The sequence below is a fragment of the Bacillus pretiosus genome (assembly GCF_051294775.1).
In the GTDB taxonomy this organism is placed as follows: Bacteria; Bacillota; Bacilli; order Bacillales; family Bacillaceae_G; genus Bacillus_A; species Bacillus_A wiedmannii.
Map to the genome: position 1 here is coordinate 570,151 of NZ_JBPPHF010000004.1, position 22,480 is coordinate 592,630.

Genomic DNA, 22,480 nt, shown 5'->3' on the forward strand with positions numbered 1-22,480 from the left:
GAACCAGAAGTGAGACCGGAAGATCCGAAAGAACCAGAAGTGAAACCGGAAGATCCGAAAGAGCCAGAGGTCAAACCGGAAGATCCGAAAGAGCCAGAGGTCAAACCGGAAGATCCGAAAGAGCCAGAGGTCAAACCGGAAGATCCGAAAGAGCCAGAGGTCAAACCGGAAGATCCGAAAGAGCCAGAAGTAAAACCGGAAGACCCGGAAGTAAGACTGGAAAAATTAATTAAAGAGCCGCACGTAAAGGTAGAAAGAGAATTACCGAAAACAGGGGCGGCATCTCCATGGATGATGTCAGTTGGTGCGGGAATTTCATTCTTAGTCGGCGGAGTATTATTCATATTAGGTAGAAGAAGAAAACAGTAATTCTAAAAGCACAATGAGTTCGATCATGTATCGGATTCATTGTGCTTTCGTTTTCTGATATATAAAGAAAAGCTCCTTCCATACGTGGAAGGAGCTTTATTTTTGTATATTAAAACATACTAGAGCTGTGCATCGGTTGAAGTTTTGCGTTTGGATCGAAGTAAGCTTTTGCATTGTTTACTGCTGTTGGTGCTTCACCGAAGCCGCAAGCAATGAGTTTTACTTTTCCTTCATATGTACAAATGTCACCAGCAGCGTAAATGCCAGGAATATTTGTTTCCATTTTCGAATTCACGAGAATGCTGTTTTTTTGTATATCTAAGCCCCAATTTTTAATTGGGCCAAGAGAGGAAACGAAGCCGTAGTTTACGATGACATCATCCACATCGATGATAATTTTTTCTTCCGTTTTTATATGCTGAAGAACGACTTGTTCAATGTTGTCATCACCAATGAGTTCTACTGGTATGTACGGTGTGCTTACTTCTGCACGAGAATTCATTAAGCTTTCTACGCTATGTTCATGTGCACGGAACTTATCACGGCGATGAACGATTGTAACTTTTTCAGCGATCGGCTCTAACATCATTGTCCAATCAACAGCTGAGTCGCCACCGCCAAATACTACGACGCGTTTACCAGCAAATTTATTCATATCATCAACGAAATAATGTAAGTTTTTCTTTTCATACTTTGCTGTACCTTCTAATTCTAAGCGGCGTGGTTGGAAAGCACCATTGCCAGCAGTAATAATAACTGATTTAGAATAGTGAGTTTGCTTATTCGTAACAAGTTTAAATATACCGTCAGCTTGTTTCTCAAGCGTATCAACAGCTTCTTCTAAACAAACGGTTGGATCAAATTTCTTCATTTGCTCTTTTAAGTTATCAACTAGTTCTTGTGCGCGCACTTTTGGAAATCCAGCTACATCATAAATGTATTTTTCAGGGTAGAGTGCGGATAATTGTCCTCCAAGTTGAGGTAAGCTTTCAATGATTTTTACACTTGCTTGTCTCATACCGCCATAAAATGCTGTGAACAGCCCTGTTGGACCACCACCAATAATCGTTATGTCGTAAACTTTTTGATTTTCTGCCACTTTCATTCCCCCTATAGATGGAATTTTGATATTGATTTCATATATTGTTCATATGTACACGAAAATCCTGCAAATGATGACACTTTCAAATAAATGATAGCATATTTGAGTTCATAATACTTCTGAAAACGACTGAATTGTGTGTAAGTTTTCGCATAGATGCTTTTTTAATTGTATAAAATATGGTGAAAGGAAAATACATGAAAAAAAGGCTGAAAAACCCTTGAAAACGCTATGTTATTTTAAAATATTGATAATTCTCCAGACGCTTGAATTCTGGAATAAAACCGACTAATATAGGGAAGTATTATGTTAAATTTCTATGACAAAATTCGTACGATTTTTTGACTGCGTTTTGTTATGATATAGAATGTGATAAATTCCACATTCTTGACAAATATAGTTTTTAGTACTTGGTATTATTTTTCATTACTATTATATAAAGAAAAGGGTTGTGATTTGGTGAAGACTCCAAAAATCGTAGTTTTAGGTGCAGGTTATGGCGGGATGATTACGACTGTTCGTCTGCAAAAAGCATTATCTGTAAATGAAGCTGAAATTATGTTAGTAAACAACAACAGCTATCACTACCAAGCGACTTGGTTACATGAGAGCGCAGCTGGTACATTACAAGATGAAAAAATCTGTCTAGATATTCAAGACGTTATTGATACAAATAAAGTGAACTTTGTACAAGACACAGTAGTAGAAATTAAAGCTGCTGAAAAACGCATCATCTTAAAAGACGGCGAGCTAGAGTATGACTATTTAGTAATCGGTCTTGGTTTCGAATCAGAAACATTCGGAATTACAGGATTAAAAGAGCATGCATTCTCAATTGCTAACATTAATGCAACTCGTGAAATTCGTGAGCATATGGAAGCTAGTTTCGCTAAATATGCAACTGAAAAGCGCGATGAGTTAGTAACAATCGTTGTTGGTGGTGCTGGATTTACTGGTATCGAGTACGTAGGTGAGCTTGCAAACCGTGTTCCTGAACTTTGCAAAGAGTACAATGTACCACGTGAAAAAGCACGTATTATCTGTGTAGAAGCTGCTCCAACAGCACTTCCAGGTTTCGATCCGGCATTAGTAGAATACGCTGTAAAACAACTTGAGAAAAAAGGTGTAGAATTCCGCATCGGTACAGCAATTAAAGAAGCAACTGAAGAAGGTATTATCGTTGCAAACGGCGATGATACTGAATTAATTAAGTCTGAAACAGTAGTTTGGGCTGCGGGTGTTCGTGGTAACGGTATTGTAGAAGAGTCTGGCTTTGAAGCAATGCGCGGACGTGTAAAAGTTGATGAGTACATGCACGCTCCAGGATACGAAGATGTATTTATGGTTGGTGACGCAGCGTTAATCATTAACGAAGAAATTAATCGTCCATACCCACCAACGGCACAAATCGCAATTCAAGAAGGTTACAACATTGCACACAACTTAACTGTGTTAGTTCGTGGTAAAGGCGAAATGAAAAAATTCGCATTCGACAATAAAGGATCTGTATGTTCTTTAGGTCATGACGATGCAATGGGCGTTGTTATGGGCAAAAAGTTAACAGGTTGGAAAGCTTCCTTCATGAAGAAAGTTATCGATAACCGTTACCTATTCTTATTAGGTGGACCTTTATTAGTTCTTAAAAAAGGTAAATTAAAGTTCTTTTAATATATAGTAGAAAAAGCAGAAACGGCTAAGAGCTGTTTCTGCTTTTTTCATTTAAAAAATATAGTATAATATATAAAAAAGAAAGAATATTCTGTCCGTTCTGATAGAGGAGGGTATTACATCATGGAGAAGCGAGGGAAAGTATGGCTAGCTGTTGGTGGCTTAGTAGCTACAAAAGATGGCAGGTGGCTGTTCGTTAAGAAAAAATATAGTGGATTAAAGGGGAAATGGTCTTTGCCGGCTGGTTTTGTAAATGAAGGTGAGACGGTTGATGAAGCTGTGAAACGTGAAGTGTTAGAAGAGACAGGTATCGTCGCTCATGTGAAGGGGATCATTGGTGTTCGATCGGGCGTGATTCGCAATGAGATTAGTGATAATATGATTATTTTCCTTTTGGAGCCTGAAGGAGAAAACATTATTGTACAGGAGAAGGAATTGTCTGAAGTAGCATTTTTACATCCAGATACGATTGCGGACGATCCAAATACGTCTCTACTTATCAAATATTTGTTTGAAGGAAGATCAGAACTACATCTTGAGATGAACAAAACATTAGATCCAGGAGAGCAATTTGGTTATACAGCCTATCATGTATTTACGGCGCATGCGAAGGAGAGGGAGAAAGAGTGAGTATACCAGTACTACTTATTTCAATGATGTTATTTTTTATTTTGTTTTTTGGAATTGGATTTTTACTCAACATGATATTGCGAGCGACATGGGTAATGGTTATTGTGTATCCGATTGTTTGTATACTTATTATTAATAAGGCGAGTGTGTGGGATTATTTTTCAAAGCCGAAAGAAACATTCTCTTCATTTGGGACAAGTGTATCGCATTTAGGGCAGGCAGATGTGTTTATTCTATCTACTGGATTAGTAGGTGCTGCTTTAGCCGGAATTGTCATTAAGAAACTTCGGAAAAGCGGATATCAAATGTTTTAATCTCCAATTCATTTGGGGATTATTTTTTTGCATATTCCTTCATCGTATAGGGAATGATTAACGATGAAGGAGTGTGGAATATAAAAATGTTAAAACGATATTGTATTCGCATTATGATGACTTGTTTACTTGTATCCGCATTATGCGTAACATGGAATGCTTTCACAGGAGTTTCTTTATTAGAGATTGTAAAGAAATATGAGGGAACGAGTGCAAAAGAAGTACATGCAGCAGAAGTTAAGAGAAATGTTGCTCCGAGTAAAGAAGTGATAAATGCTTTAGAGCAGGCAAACGACTGGTCTAAATATCGTTCAATTGAAATGACTGCAACAGGTTATACGTCGGGAATTGAGTCAACTGGTAAGAGACCGGGACATCCGGAGTATGGTATTACATATTCAGGAGTTAAGGTGAAAAGGGATTTATATTCCACAATCGCTGCGGACTTACGCGTATTCCCAATTGGAACGATTCTATTCGTACCAGGTTATGGGTACGGTGTAGTAGCTGATAAGGGCGGTGCAATAAAAGGAAACCGTCTTGATCTGTATTATGATACGGTGAAAGATGTTTATAGCCAATGGGGTAAGAAAAAAGTGAATGTGTATGTAGTGAAAGTTGGAAATGGTAAGTTTTCAGAAGAAGAGTTAACGATGTTAAATCAAGATGAAACGATGCAAGTGTTTCGTGGTCAATATTTAAAACAAAGATAGTCTAGTGGTAATTACGCTAGACTTTTTTATTTTATAAATAGAAGAAATATGGATTATATAGGAGGTAACAGAAGTTAGAATTGTCGCATTTTATCGAAAATAAAGTTATAATAAAGGCAGAGTAGAGAAATTTAGGGGGTCTGAACATGTTTCAAGTACAAAAAGAATTAGCAAGCCATGAAGCGGTAATCGTTGCCTTATTTGAAGAAGAGAAAACGAGTAGTTTTGTACAAGAACTGGACAAAGCGTTTGAAGGACAACTACAAGTTTTATTAGAAGAGAAAGAACTTTCTACGAAGAAGAAAGTTATTTCAAAAGTACATAGTTTAGGAAAAACAAATGTGAAACGTTATTATTTCGTTGGTTTAGGTAAGAAAGAGTCTTACACGACAGAAACGTTGCGTGCTGCTCTTGGTAAGGCGTTTAAAACGTTACAAGCAGCAAAAGTACAAGATGCAGCAATCTTGCTTGATTCTTTCGTAACAGAGAAATTAGATGCGATTGAGGTAGCTCATATTGCAGCAGAAGTACAAGGTCTTGGTACATATGAGTTACAAACGTATAAATCAGATAAAAAGGATCGTGTGGAACTAGAGAAGTTCACGGCTATTACAGCAGAAGATGCACAAGAAATTGAAGCTGCATTAACAGTTGGCTACGTACATGGACGTGCAACAAATTCAGCTCGTACACTTGTAAATATGCCGCCAAACGTATTAACAGCAACAAAGCTTGCTGAGTATGCTGTTGAGTTAGCGGAAAAGTATGATATGGATTATAAAGTTCTTGAGAAAGAAGAGATGGAAGATCTTGGTATGGGTGCGTTACTTGCAGTAAACCAAGGTAGTACAGAGCCACCAAAAATGATTGCTCTTATTTATAAAGGAAAAGAAGAGTGGACAGATGTCATTGGATTCGTTGGAAAAGGGATTACATACGATACAGGTGGTTATTCTTTAAAACCACGTGAAGGCATGGTCGGTATGAAAGGTGATATGGGCGGTGCTGCGTCTGTATTAGGTGCGATGGAAATTATCGGTGAACTTCGCCCAGAGCAAAATGTGATCGCTGTTATTCCATCAACTGATAACGTTGTAAGTGGTACAGCATTTAAGCCAGACGATGTAATCACATCTATGAGCGGAAAAACAATTGAAGTATTAAATACAGATGCAGAAGGTCGCCTAGCGTTAGCTGACGGTATTACGTATGCGAAAAAACTAGGTGCAAACTATCTTATTGATGTTGCGACATTAACAGGTGGTGTAATTGTTGCACTTGGAAATCAGACGACAGGCGCAATGACAAACAATGAAGAGTTGTTTGAGCAAGTGCTAGAGGCGTCTATGGAAGCAGATGAATCAATTTGGCAATTACCGATTTTTGATCGTGATAAAGAACGCGTTCGAAACAGTAAGTTTGCCGATTTAAATAACTCACCAGGCCGCGAAGGACATGCGGTTATGGCAGGTACATTCTTAGGTGAATTTGCTGAAGATACACCTTGGGTACACTTAGACATTGCTGGAACATCTGAAACGTCAGGAGCGCATGATTTAGGGCCAGCTGGAGCAACAGGTGCAATGGTACGTACACTTGCAACACTTGTTGAACGTTTCGGAGAAGAGTAAGATCCATAAGAGAAGGCTGTTCCAATATTTTGGAACAGCCTTTTTTATTGGTATGATTATTGTCATTTTTTTCGTTAAGTCGATATAATTTCATTTCCTATTGTACTGTTCTATAGGAGAAGATGGACCCTATAAAGAAATCGTATATAACGTTCCGTTTAAAGCGAATGAAGTGCGACCTGTTTCTTCAGAGACAACTAAAATAAGTGCATCGCTTTTTTCTGATAAGCCAATTGCAGCTCTGTGACGTGTTCCTAGTTCAGGATCAACTTCTGTGCTTTTCGTTAACGGAAGAATATTGGCAGCTGAAACAATATGATCATTTTTAACGAGAACGGCTCCGTCATGAAGAGGGTTACCTGGATAGAAAATGGATTCAAGTAACGGTGAGGTTAAATGAGCATGTAATGTTGTTCCAGTTTGAATAAGAGAGTCAAGTGGCTCGTTTCTTTCCACAACAATAAGAGCCCCGTGTTTTCGGGCGCTTAAATGTTGGACAGTTGCTGTAATAGAATGTGAGCTTTCAGTATAAGGTGATAAATACGCTTGAATATAGTATGTAGCTGCTAATGTTTGTACGTTTGCTAACATATGATGAATATCTTCCATTTTGCACAAAATACATTCATCTTCTTTATCAATTGCTTGTCTCATAATTGATAATTCTTTCTCAGCAATTTCAATCATTTGCTTTGTTTGTATTTTGAGCTCTTCTGACAAGCCCCATTCTTGCATAATCCTCATTCCCTTTAGTGGAGTATTTAACCATAGTGTATACAAATATTCCTAGTAAAATCCTGTTAGATTGTAAAAAATATTGAGATACAGGTTGTTTTTTTCATATAATAAAGGTATGACAAGCGAGAGGAGATAGAAATATGAACTGGAAACAAGAATTTAGTCGCTGGCTTTCCTATGCAGAGTTAGACGCAGAACTAAAAGAACAGTTAGAAAACATGAAGCAAGATGAGAAGAAAATTGAGGACAGCTTTTATAAAAATCTAGAATTCGGCACAGGTGGTATGCGTGGTGAACTTGGTGCTGGTACGAACCGTTTAAACGTATATACAGTTCGTAAAGCAACACAAGGATTAGCGAAGTTTATTGAAAAATTAGGTGAAGAAGCGAAAAAACGCGGTGTTGTTGTAGCGTACGATTCTCGTCATAAATCACCTGAATTTGCAATGGAAGTAGCTGCTACACTTGGTGCACACGGTATCACAACATATGTGTTTGAAAGCTTACGTCCAACGCCAGTGCTTTCTTTCGCAGTTCGTCATTTACATACAGTAAGTGGAATCGTTCTTACGGCAAGCCATAATCCACCGGAATATAACGGTTATAAAGTATATGGTGAAGATGGTGGGCAGTTGCCTCCAAAAGAAGCTGATGAGTTAATTAGCTATGTAAATGCAGTAGAGGATGAGTTAACAGTTGAGGTTGCTAATGTGGAGCAATTAAAAGCTGACGGTTTATTACATATTGTTGGACAAGAAGTAGATGATGCATATGCAACAGAATTGAACAATGTCATCATTAATAAAGAAATGGTACAAAATGTTGGAAAAGACTTAAAAATCGTCTTTACACCATTACATGGAACATCAAATATTTCTGTGCGCCGTGGTTTAGAAGAAGTTGGATTTACAGATGTAACAGTTGTAAAAGAGCAAGAGTTACCAGATCCGAACTTCTCTACAGTAAAATCACCGAACCCAGAAGAGCATGCAGCGTTTGAGTATGCAATTCGTGACGGTGAGAAGGTAGGCGCAGATGTGTTAATCGCAACGGATCCTGACGCAGACCGTCTAGGCGTTGCAGTTCGTAATCACGATGGTGAGTTCCAAGTATTAACTGGTAACCAAACAGGTGCATTAATGCTTGATTACTTATTATCTCAAAAGAAAGAAAACGGAACGCTTCCAGAGAACGGTGTTGTATTAAAAACAATCGTAACGTCTGAAATTGGCCGTACAATCGCGAAAGCATACGGTTTAGATACAGTTGATACGTTAACTGGATTTAAATTTATCGGTGAGAAAATTAAACAGTATGAAGAAAGCGGACAATACGAATTCCAATTCGGTTATGAGGAAAGCTATGGTTATTTAATCCGTCCATTCTGTCGTGATAAAGATGCAGTACAATCTGTTCTATTTGCATGTGAAGTAGCTGCATACTACAAATCACAAGGTAAAACGTTATACGATGGTTTATTAGAAGTATTTGAGAAGTACGGTTTCTTCCGTGAAGATCTTGTATCGTTAACGTTAAAAGGAAAAGATGGAGCGGAACAAATTCAAGAAATGATGGCAACATTCCGTGAAAATCCTCCGAAAGAAGTAGCGGGCTTAACAGTTGTAGCTGTTGAAGACTATAAAGCGAGCATCGTTACATCTTTACAAGATGGACATAAAGAAGAGATTCACTTACCGAAATCAAATGTGTTAAAATATCAATTAGAAGATGGTTCTTGGTTCTGCCTACGCCCATCTGGAACTGAACCGAAGATTAAGTTCTACTTCGGTGTTCAAGATAATTCTTTACAAAATAGTGAACAAAAGTTACTTACTATTAAAGAAGATATTATGAATCGTTTATAATATAAAGTAATTTTAAGTAGTAAGGAACGAAAGGGAGTGAAACCTCCCTTTTGTTTTATGTAAGGAAATAATCGTTATTGATTCTGACAGAAGAGAGGGTATTTTGTGATGAAAAAAGTAAGAAAAGCCATAATCCCAGCAGCTGGATTAGGAACACGTTTTTTACCAGCTACAAAAGCAATGCCAAAAGAAATGTTACCGATAGTAGATAAACCAACTATCCAATACATTGTAGAAGAAGCAATAAAATCAGGAATCGAAGATATTATTATCGTTACTGGTAAAACGAAGCGCTCTATTGAAGATCATTTTGATAATGCATTTGAGTTAGAGCAAAACTTATTAGAAAAGAAAAAGTATGAGTTACTTGAAAAAGTACAGGCTTCTTCAAAAATGGTAGATATTCACTATATCCGTCAAAAAGAACCAAAAGGATTAGGACACGCTGTTTGGTGTGCACGTAAATTCATTGGTGATGAGCCATTCGCTGTTTTATTAGGTGATGATATCGTTCAAGCTGAAAAACCATGTTTACGTCAATTAATTGAAGAATATGATAAAACGCTTTCTTCTGTTATTGGTGTACAAACGGTTCCAGAAGATGAAACACACCGTTATGGAATTATCGACCCATTAGAGCAGGAAGGACGTCGTTACCAAGTTCGCAATTTCGTTGAGAAACCAGCAGCAGGTACAGCACCTTCAAACTTAGCAATTATGGGACGTTACGTTTTAACACCTGAAATCTTCATGTTCTTAGAACAGCAACATGTTGGTGCTGGTGGTGAAATTCAGTTAACAGATGCAATCCAAAACTTAAACGAAATTCAACGTGTATTTGCTTACGATTTCGAAGGAAAGCGCTACGACGTAGGTGAAAAGTTAGGATTCGTTCAAACGACAATCGAAATGGCTCTGCGACACCCAGAATTACGTGATGACATGGTTCCAATGATGCAGAAAATTTTAGAAGAACACACGAAGCAACAGTCTTAATATAAAAAAAGAGTTATTTCAGTGTACTGAAATAACTCTTTTTTATTATGAAATCGTCGAATGAGAATGCTGATAAGCGGAACGACGTACAGCATAGTATATGCGAGGTGCGATAATAGCACCGATAATGGTAAATGCAATATCTTTTACTGCGAACCACATCATAATCATCCAAGCCGCTTTATAACTCATATTACCACCCATGAAGAAATTGACTGCCCCGTACATATAAGTAGTACCGATAATATACGTTAAAATGATTCCTGTGAAAGAGGCAATTGCAAATGTACTGAATGTTGGTCGTTCTTTTTGTTCTACTAGTTTTCCGGATACGTAAGCAACGATAATAAATGCAATAATAAAACCACCAGTAGGATCTAAAAGCGCTCCGAATCCAGCTTTGAAGTTAGCGAAGATTGGTGCACCAGCTAAGCCAACGAGCATATACACAGTCATTGATAATGCGCCAAGTCTACTTCCAAGAAGAAGCCCTGCTAAAATTGCGAAAAATGGTTGTATAGATAATGGGATACCCGCTACTTGCAGGAATGGTGCCCAAGATACAATATTTGCACCAATGGCCATAAGAGCGACGAACATGGCAGCTAATGCTAAATCTAAAACATGAAATCTCCTCATAATGTTAACCTCCTGTTGTTTTTAGGTTAACATTATCGTAGCGAAAATATTTACTTGTTGTCAATCAAAATATTTTGATAAGAAGGCTTCAAATACTCTCTTAGCAACGTATACGGAATACGAAATTGAGGGATTCCGCTTGAATAAGGAGCAATCTCATATAAAGGGAAATAAATGACGAGATTGTCTGGTTCTAAAAAGAAGTGGAACTTTTTCGTGCTCATGACCTTTTCAGTTGCATCGGGAAAATAAATACTTTCATTTTGTTTAATTTGTCTTACAATCTCAGCGCGGATTATTTCTTTATATTTATCTTCTTGTTGAAATAAATCGTCTAAGTGTAGTAACTTTTTTTCTTTTAAATCAAATGTGTTTGCCTTCCACGTATAAAGACCGTGTGCTCCGCCTGTATATTGATAGTAATTCAAATATAAGCTGAGTAAGGGTGGTTTATTTAGGGAGACTTTATAATCAACATTCGCCACGTATGGATGAAAAGGTGTACTAGATCCTTCTGTTTCTTTATAATATTTTTTTGCGTCTTTTTCTAATTTTGTTTTAAATTTGTCAGTAGATTTTTTGTAATAGAAATTGAGCTTATTTTGAAATTTAGAATCGGAAAAATTGTGAAACGAAGGTCTGTTAATTTGATATTCTATATAAGGTTTCTTACCTTTTTGTGTTACAGTCTGAACATCGATTGTCAGGTTGGATGCTTTGGCTGCTAGTGCACAATTTGGTACAATAGTCAGCAAGGAGAACATAAGCAGTAATATACAAAATTTCTGTTTCATTTAGGTGAAACCTCCTTATATAAGTGTTATAAGTAGTTTGAAAATAAATAGGTAAAATTATACATTCAATTAAAGTAAGAGAAGGAGGAAACGATATGGGAAAAACTTTAATGGATTCACTTGGAATTGAGTTGTTAGAGATGACAGAAGATAAGGTGGTTGCTACGATGCCTGTTGATGAGCGTACGCATCAGCCGTTTGGTTTTTTACACGGCGGTGCATCTCTTGCATTAGCGGAAACAGTAGCAAGTGTTGGTTCATACAATTTAATTGATCAAGAGAAATGTATTTGTTTCGGTCTAGAAATTAATGCAAATCACATTCGCTCAAAGAAAGATGGAATTGTAACAGCAATCGGAACACCGATACATAGAGGACATTCAACGATGGTTTGGGATGTACGTATTATTGATGAGAATGATGATTTACTATGTATATCAAGGTGTACAGTAGCAATTAAAGAAAAACGTGAAAAGTAAAAAGAGGCGGCTCAATAGAGCGCCTCTTTTTTATAATTAGAACTGGATTTTCTTCTCTAAGAAACCTTTTAGCTCGCTAATTGGCATACGAACTTGTTCCATTGTGTCACGGTCACGTACTGTAACAGCTTTGTCTTCAACTGAGTCGAAGTCGTAAGTGATACAGAATGGTGTACCGATTTCGTCTTGACGACGGTAACGTTTACCGATAGAACCAGTTTCGTCAAAGTCTACCATGAAGTCTTTAGCTAGTTCTGCGAATACTTCAGTAGCACCTTCAGATAGCTTTTTAGATAATGGTAAGATAGCTGCTTTGTATGGTGCTAAAGCAGGGTGGAAACGAAGAACTGTACGAGAATCGTTTTCCAATTGCTCTTCTTCATATGCATCACATAAGAATGCTAATGTTACACGGTCAGCACCTAAAGATGGCTCGATGCAGTACGGTACGTAACGCTCATTCGTTTGTGGATCGATATAGTTAAAGTCTTCATTAGAGTGTTCCATGTGACGTTTTAAATCGAAGTCTGTACGAGATGCTACGCCCCAAAGTTCGCCCCAACCGAATGGGAATCTGAATTCAATATCAGTTGTTGCGTTACTGTAATGAGATAATTCCTCTTCACCGTGGTCACGAAGACGCATGCTTTCTTCAGTCATACCAAGTGAAAGTAACCAGTTCTTACAAGTTTCACGCCAGAATGCGAACCATTCTAAATCTTCACCAGGCTTACAGAAGAATTCAAGTTCCATTTGTTCGAATTCACGTGTACGGAATGTGAAGTTACCAGGCGTGATTTCGTTACGGAAGCTCTTACCGATTTGGCCAATACCAAATGGAAGTTTTTTACGCATAGAGCGTTGTACGTTTTTAAAGTTTACGAAAATACCTTGTGCTGTTTCAGGACGAAGGAAGATTTCGTTCGTGCTAGACTCTGTAACACCTTGGAATGTTTTGAACATTAAGTTGAACTGACGGATTTCAGTGAACTCTTCACTACCACAATCAGGACATTTTACTTCATGTTCTTTCATTAGGTCAGCCATTTGGTCGAAAGTAAGACCATCAACAACCATTTCGATGCCTTTTGCATCTAATGCATCTTCAATTAATTTGTCAGCACGGTGACGCGCTTTACATTTTTTACAGTCGATCATTGGATCGTTGAAGTTACCAACGTGACCAGAAGCGATCCAAGTTTTTGGGTTCATTAAAATAGCTGCGTCTAAACCAACGTTGTATGGAGATTCTTGAATGAATTTTTTCCACCAAGCTTTTTTAACGTTATTTTTTAATTCGATTCCAAGTGGACCGTAATCCCAAGTGTTTGCAAGACCACCGTAAATTTCAGAACCAGGGAAAACAAAACCGCGATGTTTCGCTAAGTTTACAACTTGTTCCATTGAATACATAATAAAATCCTCCTTTTGAAAGTTAACGTATTGGCGATGACGTGCTCTGGTACTTGTGAAACGAGCGGTATAGGCTTTGAAAAACATAAAAAAACGCTCATCCCAAGGCTTAATTGCCTAGGGACGAGCGTTTGCCCGCGGTTCCACCCTAGTTGATACACAACAGGTGCATCCACTTTATCACGTATTGCTCGGGACTGCCGTTTCCTTGCGGCATCAGGCTTTCACTATCCCTGAATCGCTTTTTGTGCAAGTACTTATAAGTCCGTCATCGCTACTTATATTAATAATAATGAACATATTCTAACACGTTCTTTTTTAAATCTCAATAGAGGAACGCGTCTATCTATGATAGAGTCTCGCCTATTTTTTCGTTATTTATTCCGTAATTTTGTTTAATGTGCTTAATTGCTTCACGTTTACTAAGGGGAGCAAGCTCGTTATTTTGCACGTATTTCCAAACAACATCGGGCTTCGTTTTTGCATACTCGCGAAGGACCCAGCCAATCGCTTTTTGAATGAAAAATTCTTTTGAAGAATGTAGTTGTCCAATAATCCAGAAAAGAAGTTCTTCGTCCATCTTTTGTTTATATTTTAGCTGGAATAAAATAGCGGCGCGTTGTAACCATATGTTGTCTGATGCAATCCATTTTGGAATATAGGCAGAAATTAATTCCGGATGTTTTAAAAAGATATTTCCTAAAAATGTAGGGACGATGCTATCAACAGAATCCCACCAAGATTTTGTTACAATAAGTTCTTCTAAAAACGGGATATGCGTTTCGTTTATATGCTTTTTATATTTTTGCATAATATCGAGTGCGGCCGCTTGAAATTCACGTTCTGGTAAATCCCAAAGTTCACGTACGATAACTTGGAAATCTTTTTGATCTGGGGGAGTATGTATTTGGATGACGTCTTTCAATAGTTGTCTTCTTTCAGGTGTTTGAATACCGAGAAATGGGAAGTGATTTTTCATATAACGTGCCATCGGTTCTGCTTTTTCAGGATTTTTATGGGCTGTGAAATGCTCTTGTAATGCTTGTACAAATGGATGCATAAGTGCGTTCTCCTCTCTTATTATCTCGCTCCTATTATTATACAGAGAGTTTGGATAAATTTTAAAACATAACTTGTAAAGTAATGAAATATGTTGAGAGTAGAGAGGAGAGGATAAGATGGAAGATCAAGGCGTACTAGCAGGTTTCTTTGCTCTTAGTTTTGCGTTTATTCTTGTTGTATTGATTTGGGCAATTATTGCGTATTTATTAACGGCTTTTGCACTGTATACGATGGCGAAAAATGATGGTGCAACGGATGGTGCTCTTGCGTTTATTCCTTTTTTAAATAGTAAGATATGGGGTGATTTAGCAAAAGACAAATTACCGGATTTTTTAAAAGAAGAAGCAGGATGGAAAGTATTCGGCATATATGTCGCGTGTTTCATTTTTAACTTCGTACCAATTCTATATTTATTAGCAACAGCTGTATCGATTGTGCTGTCTATTTATCTTATCTACGCAATTTTAGATAGATACGGAACGAATTCTATATTGTTTACGATTATTCATACAATCACATTTTCGGTTTTCTTACCGATTCACTTGTTTATTATTCGGAATGAGCCGGTAAGGTATAACGAGTAGGGATATTTGAAAAATCATTCATATAATTGTATTGAACAAGAAAAAGGGCTGTCACATGTGACAACCCTTTTTCTACTACATAAGGTAGCGTAAATAAATATAAATGTGAGAAATGATTAATGAAACGATCATAATTGGGAAGCCGACTTTAAGGAATTCCATGTAGCTAAATTTATGGCCCTCACGACTTGCGATACCTGCAACAATTACGTTAGCAGAAGCTCCGATTAATGTTCCGTTTCCACCTAGACAAGCACCTAATGCTAATGCCCACCATAATACGTCGATTTGTGCGTCAGAAGGTGATAAACCTAGCCCAACTGCCATATCGTTAATAAGTGGGATCATTGTTGCAACGAATGGAATGTTATCAATTGTCGCAGAGGCGATACCAGATACCCATAAAATAAGGATAGATGCGTAAGAAACATCTCCGCCCGTTATTCCAATTACTTTTTGAGCTAACATTTTGATAAGGCCGATATCAATAAGTCCTCCAACAAGTACGAATAGTCCTGCGAAGAAGAAGATTGTTACCCACTCTACACTTGCGAATACCTCTTCAATTTCATGTTCTTTCACACCGATTAGCATAAGTACAGTAGCACCAGTTAAAGCGATGATAGCTGCATCAACATGGAAGATCGAATGAGTCATGAAACCTACGATTGTAAGTCCAAGTACGGTTAAAGATTTTTTCATTAATACTGGATCTTTAATGTATTGTTTTTCATCTAAACTCATTAATTTTTTAATTTGTACAGGATCAGCAATTAATTGTTTACGGTACATGAAGTAAAGTATTGTCGCTGTAACAGCAATAATAATGATTACGATAGGTGCTAAGTTGAATAAGAACGCATTGAAATCTAAATGCTTATTTGCAGAACCAATCATAATGTTAGGTGGATCACCAATTAATGTTGCTGTTCCTCCAATGTTTGAAAAAATAATTTCAGAAAGTAAATAAGGAACAGGATTTACTTTCAGTATGCGCGTAATAGATAAAGTAACTGGAACAACAAGAAGTACAGTTGTAACGTTATCTAAAAATGCGGAACCAAGCGCAGTAAGTAAGGAAAGTGAAATTAAAATTTTAATTGGATTTCCTTGCGCCCCTTTTGCTGCTTTAATGGCAACGTATTGGAAGACACCCGATTTACTTGTAATGTTCACCAGAATCATCATACCGATGAGTAGCGTAATCGTCCCCCATTCAATATGTTTCGTAAAGGCGTTGTGTAAATCAACGACCCCCATAATTACCATGAGTGCTGCGCCAAGAAGTGCGATGACAGCGCGATTAATTTTTTCTGAAATAATAATGGCATATGTAATTAAAAAGACTGCGATAGCAAAATAATACTGCCAGTTTGCGAGCTCTTGCGTTGTTTCGTGCAAAACTCTCATCTCCTTTCATTCACTTTTCTTAGTGTGTCAAAAAATTAACTAGATGAAACACACATAACGTCATTATAAAGTAGAAAAAAGGGGGATGTAAATGAAAGGGCTTATTTTGTCATATTTTCTGCATCGGTCATTTTTTCTTATTTTTAAAAATATTTGTGGGCATTTGACATATATATAAGATACATCCAATCTGAATATTTAAAATGGAATTAGCATTCGAGCTTGTTCGTGTAGGAGTGTCAAATAGAAAGGAATGACAAAGATGATAAGGAAGGGATCGTATGGATGAACAACGATTTTTATTTTTGGATTTTGAGTTTACGATGCCCCAGCACAGAAAAAAACCAAAAGGATTTTTCCCGGAAATCATTGAAGTAGGACTCGTTTCGGTTGTTGGTTGTAAGGTAGAAGACACGTATTCAGCTCATGTTAGGCCGAAAACTTTTCCTTCTTTAACGGATCGATGTAAGAAATTTTTAGGAATTAAACAAGAAGTCGTAGATAAAGGAATTTCGTTTCCAGAACTCGTTGAAAAACTTGCAGAATATGAAAGGAGATGTAAACCAACCATTGTTACGTGGGGAAATATGGATATGAAAGTGTTGAAGCATAATTGTGAAATGGCAAGAGTAGACTTTCCGTTCTTAGGCCAGTGTCGTGATTTATCACTTGAGTATAAGAAGTTTTTTGGGGAGAGAAATCAAACAGGATTGTGGAAAGCAATTGAGGCATATGGAAAAGCAGGGACGGGTAAGCATCATTGTGCGCTAGATGATGCGATGACGACGTATAATATTTTTAAATTAGTAGAAAAAGATAAAGAGTATTTAGTGAAACCAGCACCTCCAACGTTAGGAGAACTCGTTGATTTTTCAAAAGTGTTAAAGAAAGTGAGTACACAGTAACGACCAAATTGCACAGTATGTAATTTGGTCGTTTTGTTTTTTTAAAGTTTGTAGTCTTTTTTTAACTGCTCTAATGTTTCTAGACTACGAACCGCAAAAGGTGAATCATCTTCAGAAAATGAATTCATTTGAGTTTCCAATGCTAATTTGAGTGACTCTGTATACTCTGGAATTTCTCCTTCATATTTCTTCACCATTTGCTCTGGAATGTTCGTCTGTTCACGGAAAGCTAAAGCACGTCTTTCATGGAAAAATGGTACGTCAGCTTGTTTTACGTTATGTAAGTCACCTTGCACCGGATGTTTTAAAACAGCTAACACTTTTACGACGTAACTGCCAGGACGGCTATTTGTAACTTCGCCGATGTATTTGCCAGTTTTATAAATACCAGTAACGATTTCACCAATTTTAAATGTTTCTCTCATATTTTTCACCTCAAGTTTATAGTAAGGAAAGTGTGTGAAGGAGTCAAAGAAATCATTCGCTTTTGGAATGCCCCCTTGAGAATATGGCTAGGTTCCACTATAATTTAAAGTGATATAACAGAAAATTCTGATGTTTTATAAATCCTCTAATGAAGGAGTGTTCTATCCTATATGATGCCTTTATATTTTCCGGAAGATAAAACAGAATATATTATTCCAGGGATTGTTTGCGTTCTATTTATCATTGGTGCCGTTGCTACGTGGCGTATGTTCATTCGTGTATCAAAACGCGAAGCAGAGCGATTACAGAAAGTTGAAGAAAAACTTTTAGCGGAAAAGAAACAGTAACTCATTTTTGTATGTTTCCCTCTATGCTCGGACAATCTAAGGGCAGAATATATTTTGGAGGGAATAGAATGAAAAAACGGCTTTTTTTAAGTTGTTGTTTATTATTTCTGATGGCAGGTTGTGACCAAGGAAAGCCGAAAGAAATTGACGTGAAATTACATAATGCTTCAGGCGATGAAGTGGGGACTGCGAAAGTAGTGCAGCAAACAAGCGGAGTGAAAATTACGATTAAAGGGGAAGGTTTCGCACCAGGCGCGCACGGACTGCATGTACACGAAATTGGTGAGTGTAAAGCACCACGTTTTGAATCATCTGGTAATCATTTTAATCCTGATAATAAAAAGCATGGACTTCTTAATCCGAAGGGTGCAGAAAACGGTGATTTACCGAACGTAATTGCAGACGGTTCTGGAAAGATTAAAGCAGAAATCGATGCGCCGCACATAACGCTTGAAGAAGGGAAAACGACGATTCATAGAAAAGATGGAGCGTCTATTATTATTACAGAAAACGCTGATGATGGTATGACACAACCAACAGGTAAATCAGGTGATCGAATTGCTTGTGGTGTCATTGTAAAAAAAGCATCGGATATGAAGAAAAAGTAAAAGCTACCGTGCATGGTAGCTTTTTTTGTGAAACGTATTTGAAAAGATATTGATAAAGGAGGTTTTCCCGAATTACCTCCTTTCTTATTATGAAAACGTATGGCGCAGTCTATTTAAAATTTCTTCTAAAACAGATCTTGGACAGCCGATGTTAATTCGAATATGTTCTTCGCCGCCTAATCCGTATTTCTCACCAGGTTCAACGATGATTTTCCCTTTTTCCTCAAGTAATGCAGTGCGTTCATTTTGAGAAAGCTGTAGGCGGGAGCAATCAATCCATAATAAAAAGCTACCTTCTGGTTTCGTTACAGAAAGAGCGGGTATGTGATTTTTAATATATTTACAAGCGAATTGAGCGTTATCTTCTATATATAATCGAATTTCATGTAGCCAATCATTACATTCTGTATAGGCACTTTGCATCGCTGTATAGGCAAATGTATTTAATCCGTGGAAACCTTGTCTATATTGGATAGATATAAAGGTTTGACGGAGTTTTTCGTTTGGAATGATAATAATCGATGCCTGTAATCCAGCGATATTAAATGTTTTACTCGGAGCCATACAAGTAATCGTGCGCGCTGCTAATTCTTCAGATAAAGAAGCGAACGGTGTATGAGTACGATCTCCGTAAATAATATCGGCATGAATTTCATCCGCGACAACGATTACATTATATTTTGTACATAACGTGCCAAGTTGTGTGAGTTCCTCTTTTGACCAAACACGCCCGATTGGATTGTGAGGACTACAAAGAAGCGTGAGTTTGACGCCTTGTTGAAATTGCTTTTCTAAATGATCGAAGTCTATCGTATATGTATCATTTTGTTTCTGTAAAGGACTCACGCATAATCGTCTGTTGTTTGTTGTGACCATTTCGAAAAATGGGGGATAAATAGGTGGTTGTACGAGAACGGATTCGTTTTCCTTTGTGAAGGCCTGTATGCTCGCACTAAGAGCTGGAACGATTCCCGCGCTAAAGACAATCCAATCTTTTTGAATATCCCAGTTGTACTGTTTTTTTGTCCAGTTACAAATAATATCTCCAATATTTTCGGGAGGAAGTGTATAGCCGAAAATAGGATGCTCGATACGTTTCTTTAAAGCAGTCTGAATTGGTTGTGGTACTTCAAAATCCATATCAGCAATCCAAGCATGGAGAAGTTCTTCGTTTTTATACGTATCCCATTTCGTACTATGAGTTCCACGTCGATTGACTGTTTTATGAAATAGTTGCATAAGTTTGCCCCCTTCTTCTGTAAACCGTTAAGTTATGAAAGTTCTCTCTCTTCTTATAGAATAGCTGATGTGATAGGATAAAGAAAAGCATTAAAAAGTGAAAAGGCGGGAAGCGAATGGGTACATATGAAAAGATGATAGAGGTTGTGAAGAATTGGGATCCGTTTCAAATGGGACCGGAGTTTTATGAAACAGAAGCGAGCGATGTTGTGAACGTCGTAAGTGTGTTCGACGATCCAAAATACATCGCAAAAAAGATTCAACATATATACTTTATGTCTTTTGAGGAAGTACCTGCGCTTGGAAAATGTGAGAAGTTAGCTGTGGAATTACTTGTAATAAAAGAAGGCGGAAGTTGTTCATTGTAGGCTGTCGGAATTTCCGACAGCCTTTTGTATTATTGTGCAGAAAAAGCGATAATTTCTTCATAAACAAGTTCAGGCTTTTCTTCAGGTAGTAAATGTCCTGTGTTTTCGTAAGAAATAAATTTCGAATTTGGTAAATCTTTGTGTAGCCGATGACCTACATGTACAGGGACGACACGATCTTTTTCACCCCAAATAAGTAGTGTAGGTGTTTCGATTTTTTGTAATTCAGTTGAAGATAAATCACCTTCACGGTCTCTTATCATACGAGTTAAAGCAGGGAATATACGGTTGTCATAAAAAGGAGCGGAGTAACCTTCCTTCATTTCATCGTCAATTAATGAGTGATCATGAACGACATTCATTAAGTTATGAACAATCCCGCGCCGTATAATCCAGTTCTTTACGTATAAATGAAAGAACGGTAAATAAGAAGAGTACAGTAAAGGTAAGGTTGCGCGTGCTAAATAGCTAGAGCTGCATAGTAAAATTGTCTTTGAGATTAATTCAGGGCGTATACGGTTTACATAGAGAGAAATTTGTCCACCCATAGAATGCCCAACTAACACAATATTTGAGAGAGATAAATGTTCAATTAAATCGATAATAACCGTTGCTAAATTATGATAAGAATACTTAAAGAGATGAGACTTATCACTTTTTCCGAACGGTGGCAAATCAAGAGCTAGTACTGTTCCTGCTTTCGATAATAAAGGAATGAGGCGGCGGTAACTGAATGAGGAAGATAAAAAGCCGTGAACGAGTACGAAAGTAGGACGTTCCGTTTTGTTGTCATGTTCATACAATTCGTAATGAATAGTAGTGCCGCGAGTGGAAAAAGTGAAATAAGGACAAGTATATTCGTGATTCATTTTTTGTCACTCCATTGATTTTTGTTCATATCATCTCCAAGGCAGAAAAAAATATGTTAACAAAAAAAGGCAAGATGACGATGTCATCTTGCCTTTTGCTTATTTATCATTATCCACGAACAATATTAGGCGGTGTTTTTCCTTGTAACCCTGCAACTAAATTTTCAGCGGCTGTCATAGCCATTTGCTGCCTAGTTTTTAATGTTGCAGATCCGATGTGTGGTAAAGTCACAACATTTTGTAATGATAAGAGCGGATTATCTTTTTGAATCGGCTCTTGTGTAAAAGTGTCAATGCCTGCTGCAAAGATTTTCTTTTCTGTTAACGCATGTATTAACGCTTCTTCATCTACTGTTTTTCCGCGAGAGGCATTAATGAAGATTGCTGTTTCTTTCATTAATGAAAATTCCTTTTCTCCGATAAGATGATACGTTTCATCTGTTAATGGAGTAAGAAGAACAATAAAATCAGATTGTTTGAGTAACGTCTGTAAATCACAATATGTAGCATCGAATTTTTGTTCAGCTTCTTCTTTACGGCGACGGTTATAATACAGAACATTCATATCAAATCCGAATTTCGCCCGTTTTGCAGCGGCTTCTCCAATTCGTCCCATTCCGATAATACCGATTGTACTATGGTGTACATCCAGCCCGAAGTGCTCTTTTCCGATTTCGGCGTTCCATTCACCATTTTTCACGTAGGAGTCGAGTTCGCAGACGCGGCGACCAGCAGATAACATAAGAGCGAAAACAAGGTCCGCTACTGTATCATCTAATACATATGGTGTATTCGTTCCAATGACATTGCGCTTTTCCATCGCTTGTAAATCAAAATTATCGTAACCGACAGAAATGTTGCTCACTACTTTTAAGTTAGGAGCTACATTTAATAATTCTTCATTAATAGCAGATCCGAAATTTAATAAGCCATCTTTATTTTGTATTTTCTCCAATAGGACATCACGAGGTACCTTCTCATTTTGCTCCCATTTTTCATAATCACAGTGTTCTGATAAATAGTTTTCTACAAATGTTGGAACTGGTTCAGCAATATAAACTTTTGGTTTCACGGTTCCATCCCCTTTCGCTTTATCACGCATTTTCCCGCTGATTAAAGTTTCACTTTACCCCGCTTTAACGAGCAGTAAGACTCCCACCTAAAAAGACGGCTGAGGCAAAGAAGTGAGGTGGGAGATCAACTGCTCGTAAAAGCCCGATTGGTGCGGGCTAATAATCAGCGGGGTGAAGCATTCCGCTGATTAAAGTTTCACTTTATTTTGACATAATTCACTAAAAAAATCTTCTTTTC

25 protein-coding genes are annotated in these 22,480 nt (G+C 37.4%); 14 read left to right on the forward strand and 11 right to left on the reverse strand.

Annotation, left to right across the window (positions count from 1 at the left end; all coding sequences use genetic code 11):
• Positions 1 to 369 (forward strand): LPXTG cell wall anchor domain-containing protein (locus tag ACSG5Z_RS22990; RefSeq protein WP_435712197.1); only part of this gene is annotated, 369 nt, incomplete at its 5' end.
• Positions 370 to 478: 109 nt separating this feature from the next.
• Here ACSG5Z_RS22990 and ACSG5Z_RS22995 read toward each other — a convergent pair.
• Complete coding sequence (locus tag ACSG5Z_RS22995) at positions 479 to 1,468, reverse strand: NAD(P)/FAD-dependent oxidoreductase (protein ID WP_048542263.1); 990 nt, start codon at positions 1,466 to 1,468, stop codon at positions 479 to 481.
• A 462-nt stretch (positions 1,469 to 1,930) separates the two neighbouring features.
• Between ACSG5Z_RS22995 and ACSG5Z_RS23000 the strand changes: the two genes are divergently transcribed.
• From ACSG5Z_RS23000 to pepA, 5 genes are all read left to right on the forward strand, one after another.
• Entirely contained in the window at positions 1,931 to 3,139 is a 1,209-nt protein-coding gene (locus tag ACSG5Z_RS23000) for an NAD(P)/FAD-dependent oxidoreductase (protein WP_435712198.1), read from the forward strand.
• Positions 3,140 to 3,262: 123 nt separating this feature from the next.
• A complete protein-coding gene (locus ACSG5Z_RS23005) occupies positions 3,263 to 3,769 on the forward strand; it encodes an NUDIX hydrolase (RefSeq protein ID WP_000415296.1) in 507 nt (168 codons plus the stop codon).
• Positions 3,766 to 4,083 carry a YuiB family protein gene (locus ACSG5Z_RS23010; RefSeq protein ID WP_000027007.1) on the forward strand — a complete coding sequence of 106 codons (318 nt, stop codon included), beginning with the start codon at positions 3,766 to 3,768 and terminating at the stop codon, positions 4,081 to 4,083. Before ACSG5Z_RS23005 ends, ACSG5Z_RS23010 begins: the two co-directional genes overlap by 4 nt.
• Before the next feature lie 86 nt (positions 4,084 to 4,169).
• Positions 4,170 to 4,796, forward strand: a complete 627-nt coding sequence (gene spsC, locus ACSG5Z_RS23015) for a stationary phase survival protein SpsC (RefSeq protein ID WP_000920109.1) — start codon at positions 4,170 to 4,172, stop codon at positions 4,794 to 4,796.
• A gap of 146 nt (positions 4,797 to 4,942) precedes the next feature.
• Entirely contained in the window at positions 4,943 to 6,427 is a 1,485-nt protein-coding gene (pepA, locus tag ACSG5Z_RS23020) for a cytosol aminopeptidase (protein ID WP_435712199.1), read from the forward strand.
• 129 nt (positions 6,428 to 6,556) lie between these two features.
• On the opposite strand, the gene cdaS is transcribed toward pepA, so the two are convergent.
• A complete protein-coding gene (gene cdaS, locus ACSG5Z_RS23025) occupies positions 6,557 to 7,162 on the reverse strand; it encodes a sporulation-specific diadenylate cyclase CdaS (RefSeq protein WP_070169194.1) in 606 nt (201 codons plus the stop codon).
• 143 nt (positions 7,163 to 7,305) lie between these two features.
• On the opposite strand from cdaS, the gene ACSG5Z_RS23030 reads away from it, so the two are divergent.
• Together ACSG5Z_RS23030 and galU are read left to right on the forward strand one after the other, a co-directional pair.
• Positions 7,306 to 9,030 (forward strand): phospho-sugar mutase, encoded by a 1,725-nt coding sequence (locus ACSG5Z_RS23030; protein ID WP_087986045.1) that lies wholly within the window; start codon positions 7,306 to 7,308, stop codon positions 9,028 to 9,030.
• Between the two features lie 108 nt (positions 9,031 to 9,138).
• Entirely contained in the window at positions 9,139 to 10,026 is an 888-nt protein-coding gene (gene galU, locus ACSG5Z_RS23035; protein WP_087986056.1) for a UTP--glucose-1-phosphate uridylyltransferase GalU, read from the forward strand.
• Between the two features lie 45 nt (positions 10,027 to 10,071).
• On the opposite strand, the gene ACSG5Z_RS23040 is transcribed toward galU, so the two are convergent.
• Complete coding sequence (locus ACSG5Z_RS23040; RefSeq protein WP_435712200.1) at positions 10,072 to 10,665, reverse strand: biotin transporter BioY; 594 nt, start codon at positions 10,663 to 10,665, stop codon at positions 10,072 to 10,074.
• Between the two features lie 50 nt (positions 10,666 to 10,715).
• The gene (locus ACSG5Z_RS23045) at positions 10,716 to 11,459 is read right to left on the reverse strand and encodes a DUF3298 and DUF4163 domain-containing protein (protein WP_435712201.1); all 744 of its coding nucleotides are present in this window, start codon (positions 11,457 to 11,459) and stop codon (positions 10,716 to 10,718) included.
• Between the two features lie 95 nt (positions 11,460 to 11,554).
• Between ACSG5Z_RS23045 and ACSG5Z_RS23050 the strand changes: the two genes are divergently transcribed.
• Entirely contained in the window at positions 11,555 to 11,938 is a 384-nt protein-coding gene (locus ACSG5Z_RS23050; protein WP_000520763.1) for a hotdog fold thioesterase, read from the forward strand.
• A gap of 36 nt (positions 11,939 to 11,974) precedes the next feature.
• On the opposite strand, the gene ACSG5Z_RS23055 is transcribed toward ACSG5Z_RS23050, so the two are convergent.
• Positions 11,975 to 13,351, reverse strand: coding sequence for a glycine--tRNA ligase (locus ACSG5Z_RS23055; protein ID WP_000287155.1), 1,377 nt, complete (start codon positions 13,349 to 13,351; stop codon positions 11,975 to 11,977).
• A gap of 346 nt (positions 13,352 to 13,697) precedes the next feature.
• Complete coding sequence (locus ACSG5Z_RS23060; protein ID WP_087986047.1) at positions 13,698 to 14,411, reverse strand: DNA alkylation repair protein; 714 nt, start codon at positions 14,409 to 14,411, stop codon at positions 13,698 to 13,700.
• A gap of 118 nt (positions 14,412 to 14,529) precedes the next feature.
• Here ACSG5Z_RS23060 and ACSG5Z_RS23065 point away from each other — a divergent pair, with 118 nt between their 5' ends.
• Entirely contained in the window at positions 14,530 to 14,997 is a 468-nt protein-coding gene (locus ACSG5Z_RS23065; RefSeq protein ID WP_000390066.1) for a hypothetical protein, read from the forward strand.
• A gap of 75 nt (positions 14,998 to 15,072) precedes the next feature.
• Here ACSG5Z_RS23065 and ACSG5Z_RS23070 read toward each other — a convergent pair whose 3' ends face one another.
• Positions 15,073 to 16,398 carry an ArsB/NhaD family transporter gene (locus ACSG5Z_RS23070; protein WP_137011545.1) on the reverse strand — a complete coding sequence of 442 codons (1,326 nt, stop codon included), beginning with the start codon at positions 16,396 to 16,398 and terminating at the stop codon, positions 15,073 to 15,075.
• A 290-nt stretch (positions 16,399 to 16,688) separates the two neighbouring features.
• Between ACSG5Z_RS23070 and kapD the strand changes: the two genes are divergently transcribed.
• A complete protein-coding gene (gene kapD / locus ACSG5Z_RS23075) occupies positions 16,689 to 17,312 on the forward strand; it encodes a 3'-5' exonuclease KapD (protein WP_000344365.1) in 624 nt (207 codons plus the stop codon).
• Positions 17,313 to 17,353: 41 nt separating this feature from the next.
• Here kapD and kapB read toward each other — a convergent pair whose 3' ends face one another.
• A complete protein-coding gene (gene kapB, locus ACSG5Z_RS23080) occupies positions 17,354 to 17,737 on the reverse strand; it encodes a kinase-associated lipoprotein KapB (RefSeq protein WP_435712202.1) in 384 nt (127 codons plus the stop codon).
• A 171-nt stretch (positions 17,738 to 17,908) separates the two neighbouring features.
• Between kapB and ACSG5Z_RS23085 the strand changes: the two genes are divergently transcribed.
• Positions 17,909 to 18,085 (forward strand): hypothetical protein, encoded by a 177-nt coding sequence (locus ACSG5Z_RS23085; protein ID WP_000982763.1) that lies wholly within the window; start codon positions 17,909 to 17,911, stop codon positions 18,083 to 18,085.
• Positions 18,086 to 18,153: 68 nt separating this feature from the next.
• Positions 18,154 to 18,693: a superoxide dismutase [Cu-Zn] gene (gene sodC / locus ACSG5Z_RS23090; protein ID WP_000746533.1), complete on the forward strand. Its 540-nt coding sequence runs from the start codon at positions 18,154 to 18,156 to the stop codon at positions 18,691 to 18,693.
• 87 nt (positions 18,694 to 18,780) lie between these two features.
• Here sodC and ACSG5Z_RS23095 read toward each other — a convergent pair whose 3' ends face one another.
• Entirely contained in the window at positions 18,781 to 19,932 is a 1,152-nt protein-coding gene (locus tag ACSG5Z_RS23095) for a MalY/PatB family protein (protein WP_435712203.1), read from the reverse strand.
• A 116-nt stretch (positions 19,933 to 20,048) separates the two neighbouring features.
• Between ACSG5Z_RS23095 and ACSG5Z_RS23100 the strand changes: the two genes are divergently transcribed.
• Positions 20,049 to 20,300 carry a YugE family protein gene (locus ACSG5Z_RS23100; RefSeq protein ID WP_000537643.1) on the forward strand — a complete coding sequence of 84 codons (252 nt, stop codon included), beginning with the start codon at positions 20,049 to 20,051 and terminating at the stop codon, positions 20,298 to 20,300.
• Between the two features lie 29 nt (positions 20,301 to 20,329).
• On the opposite strand, the gene ACSG5Z_RS23105 is transcribed toward ACSG5Z_RS23100, so the two are convergent.
• A complete protein-coding gene (locus ACSG5Z_RS23105) occupies positions 20,330 to 21,169 on the reverse strand; it encodes an alpha/beta fold hydrolase (RefSeq protein WP_001015207.1) in 840 nt (279 codons plus the stop codon).
• 109 nt (positions 21,170 to 21,278) lie between these two features.
• Entirely contained in the window at positions 21,279 to 22,271 is a 993-nt protein-coding gene (locus tag ACSG5Z_RS23110; protein WP_435712204.1) for a 2-hydroxyacid dehydrogenase, read from the reverse strand.
• Between the last annotated feature and the right edge of the window lie 209 nt (positions 22,272 to 22,480).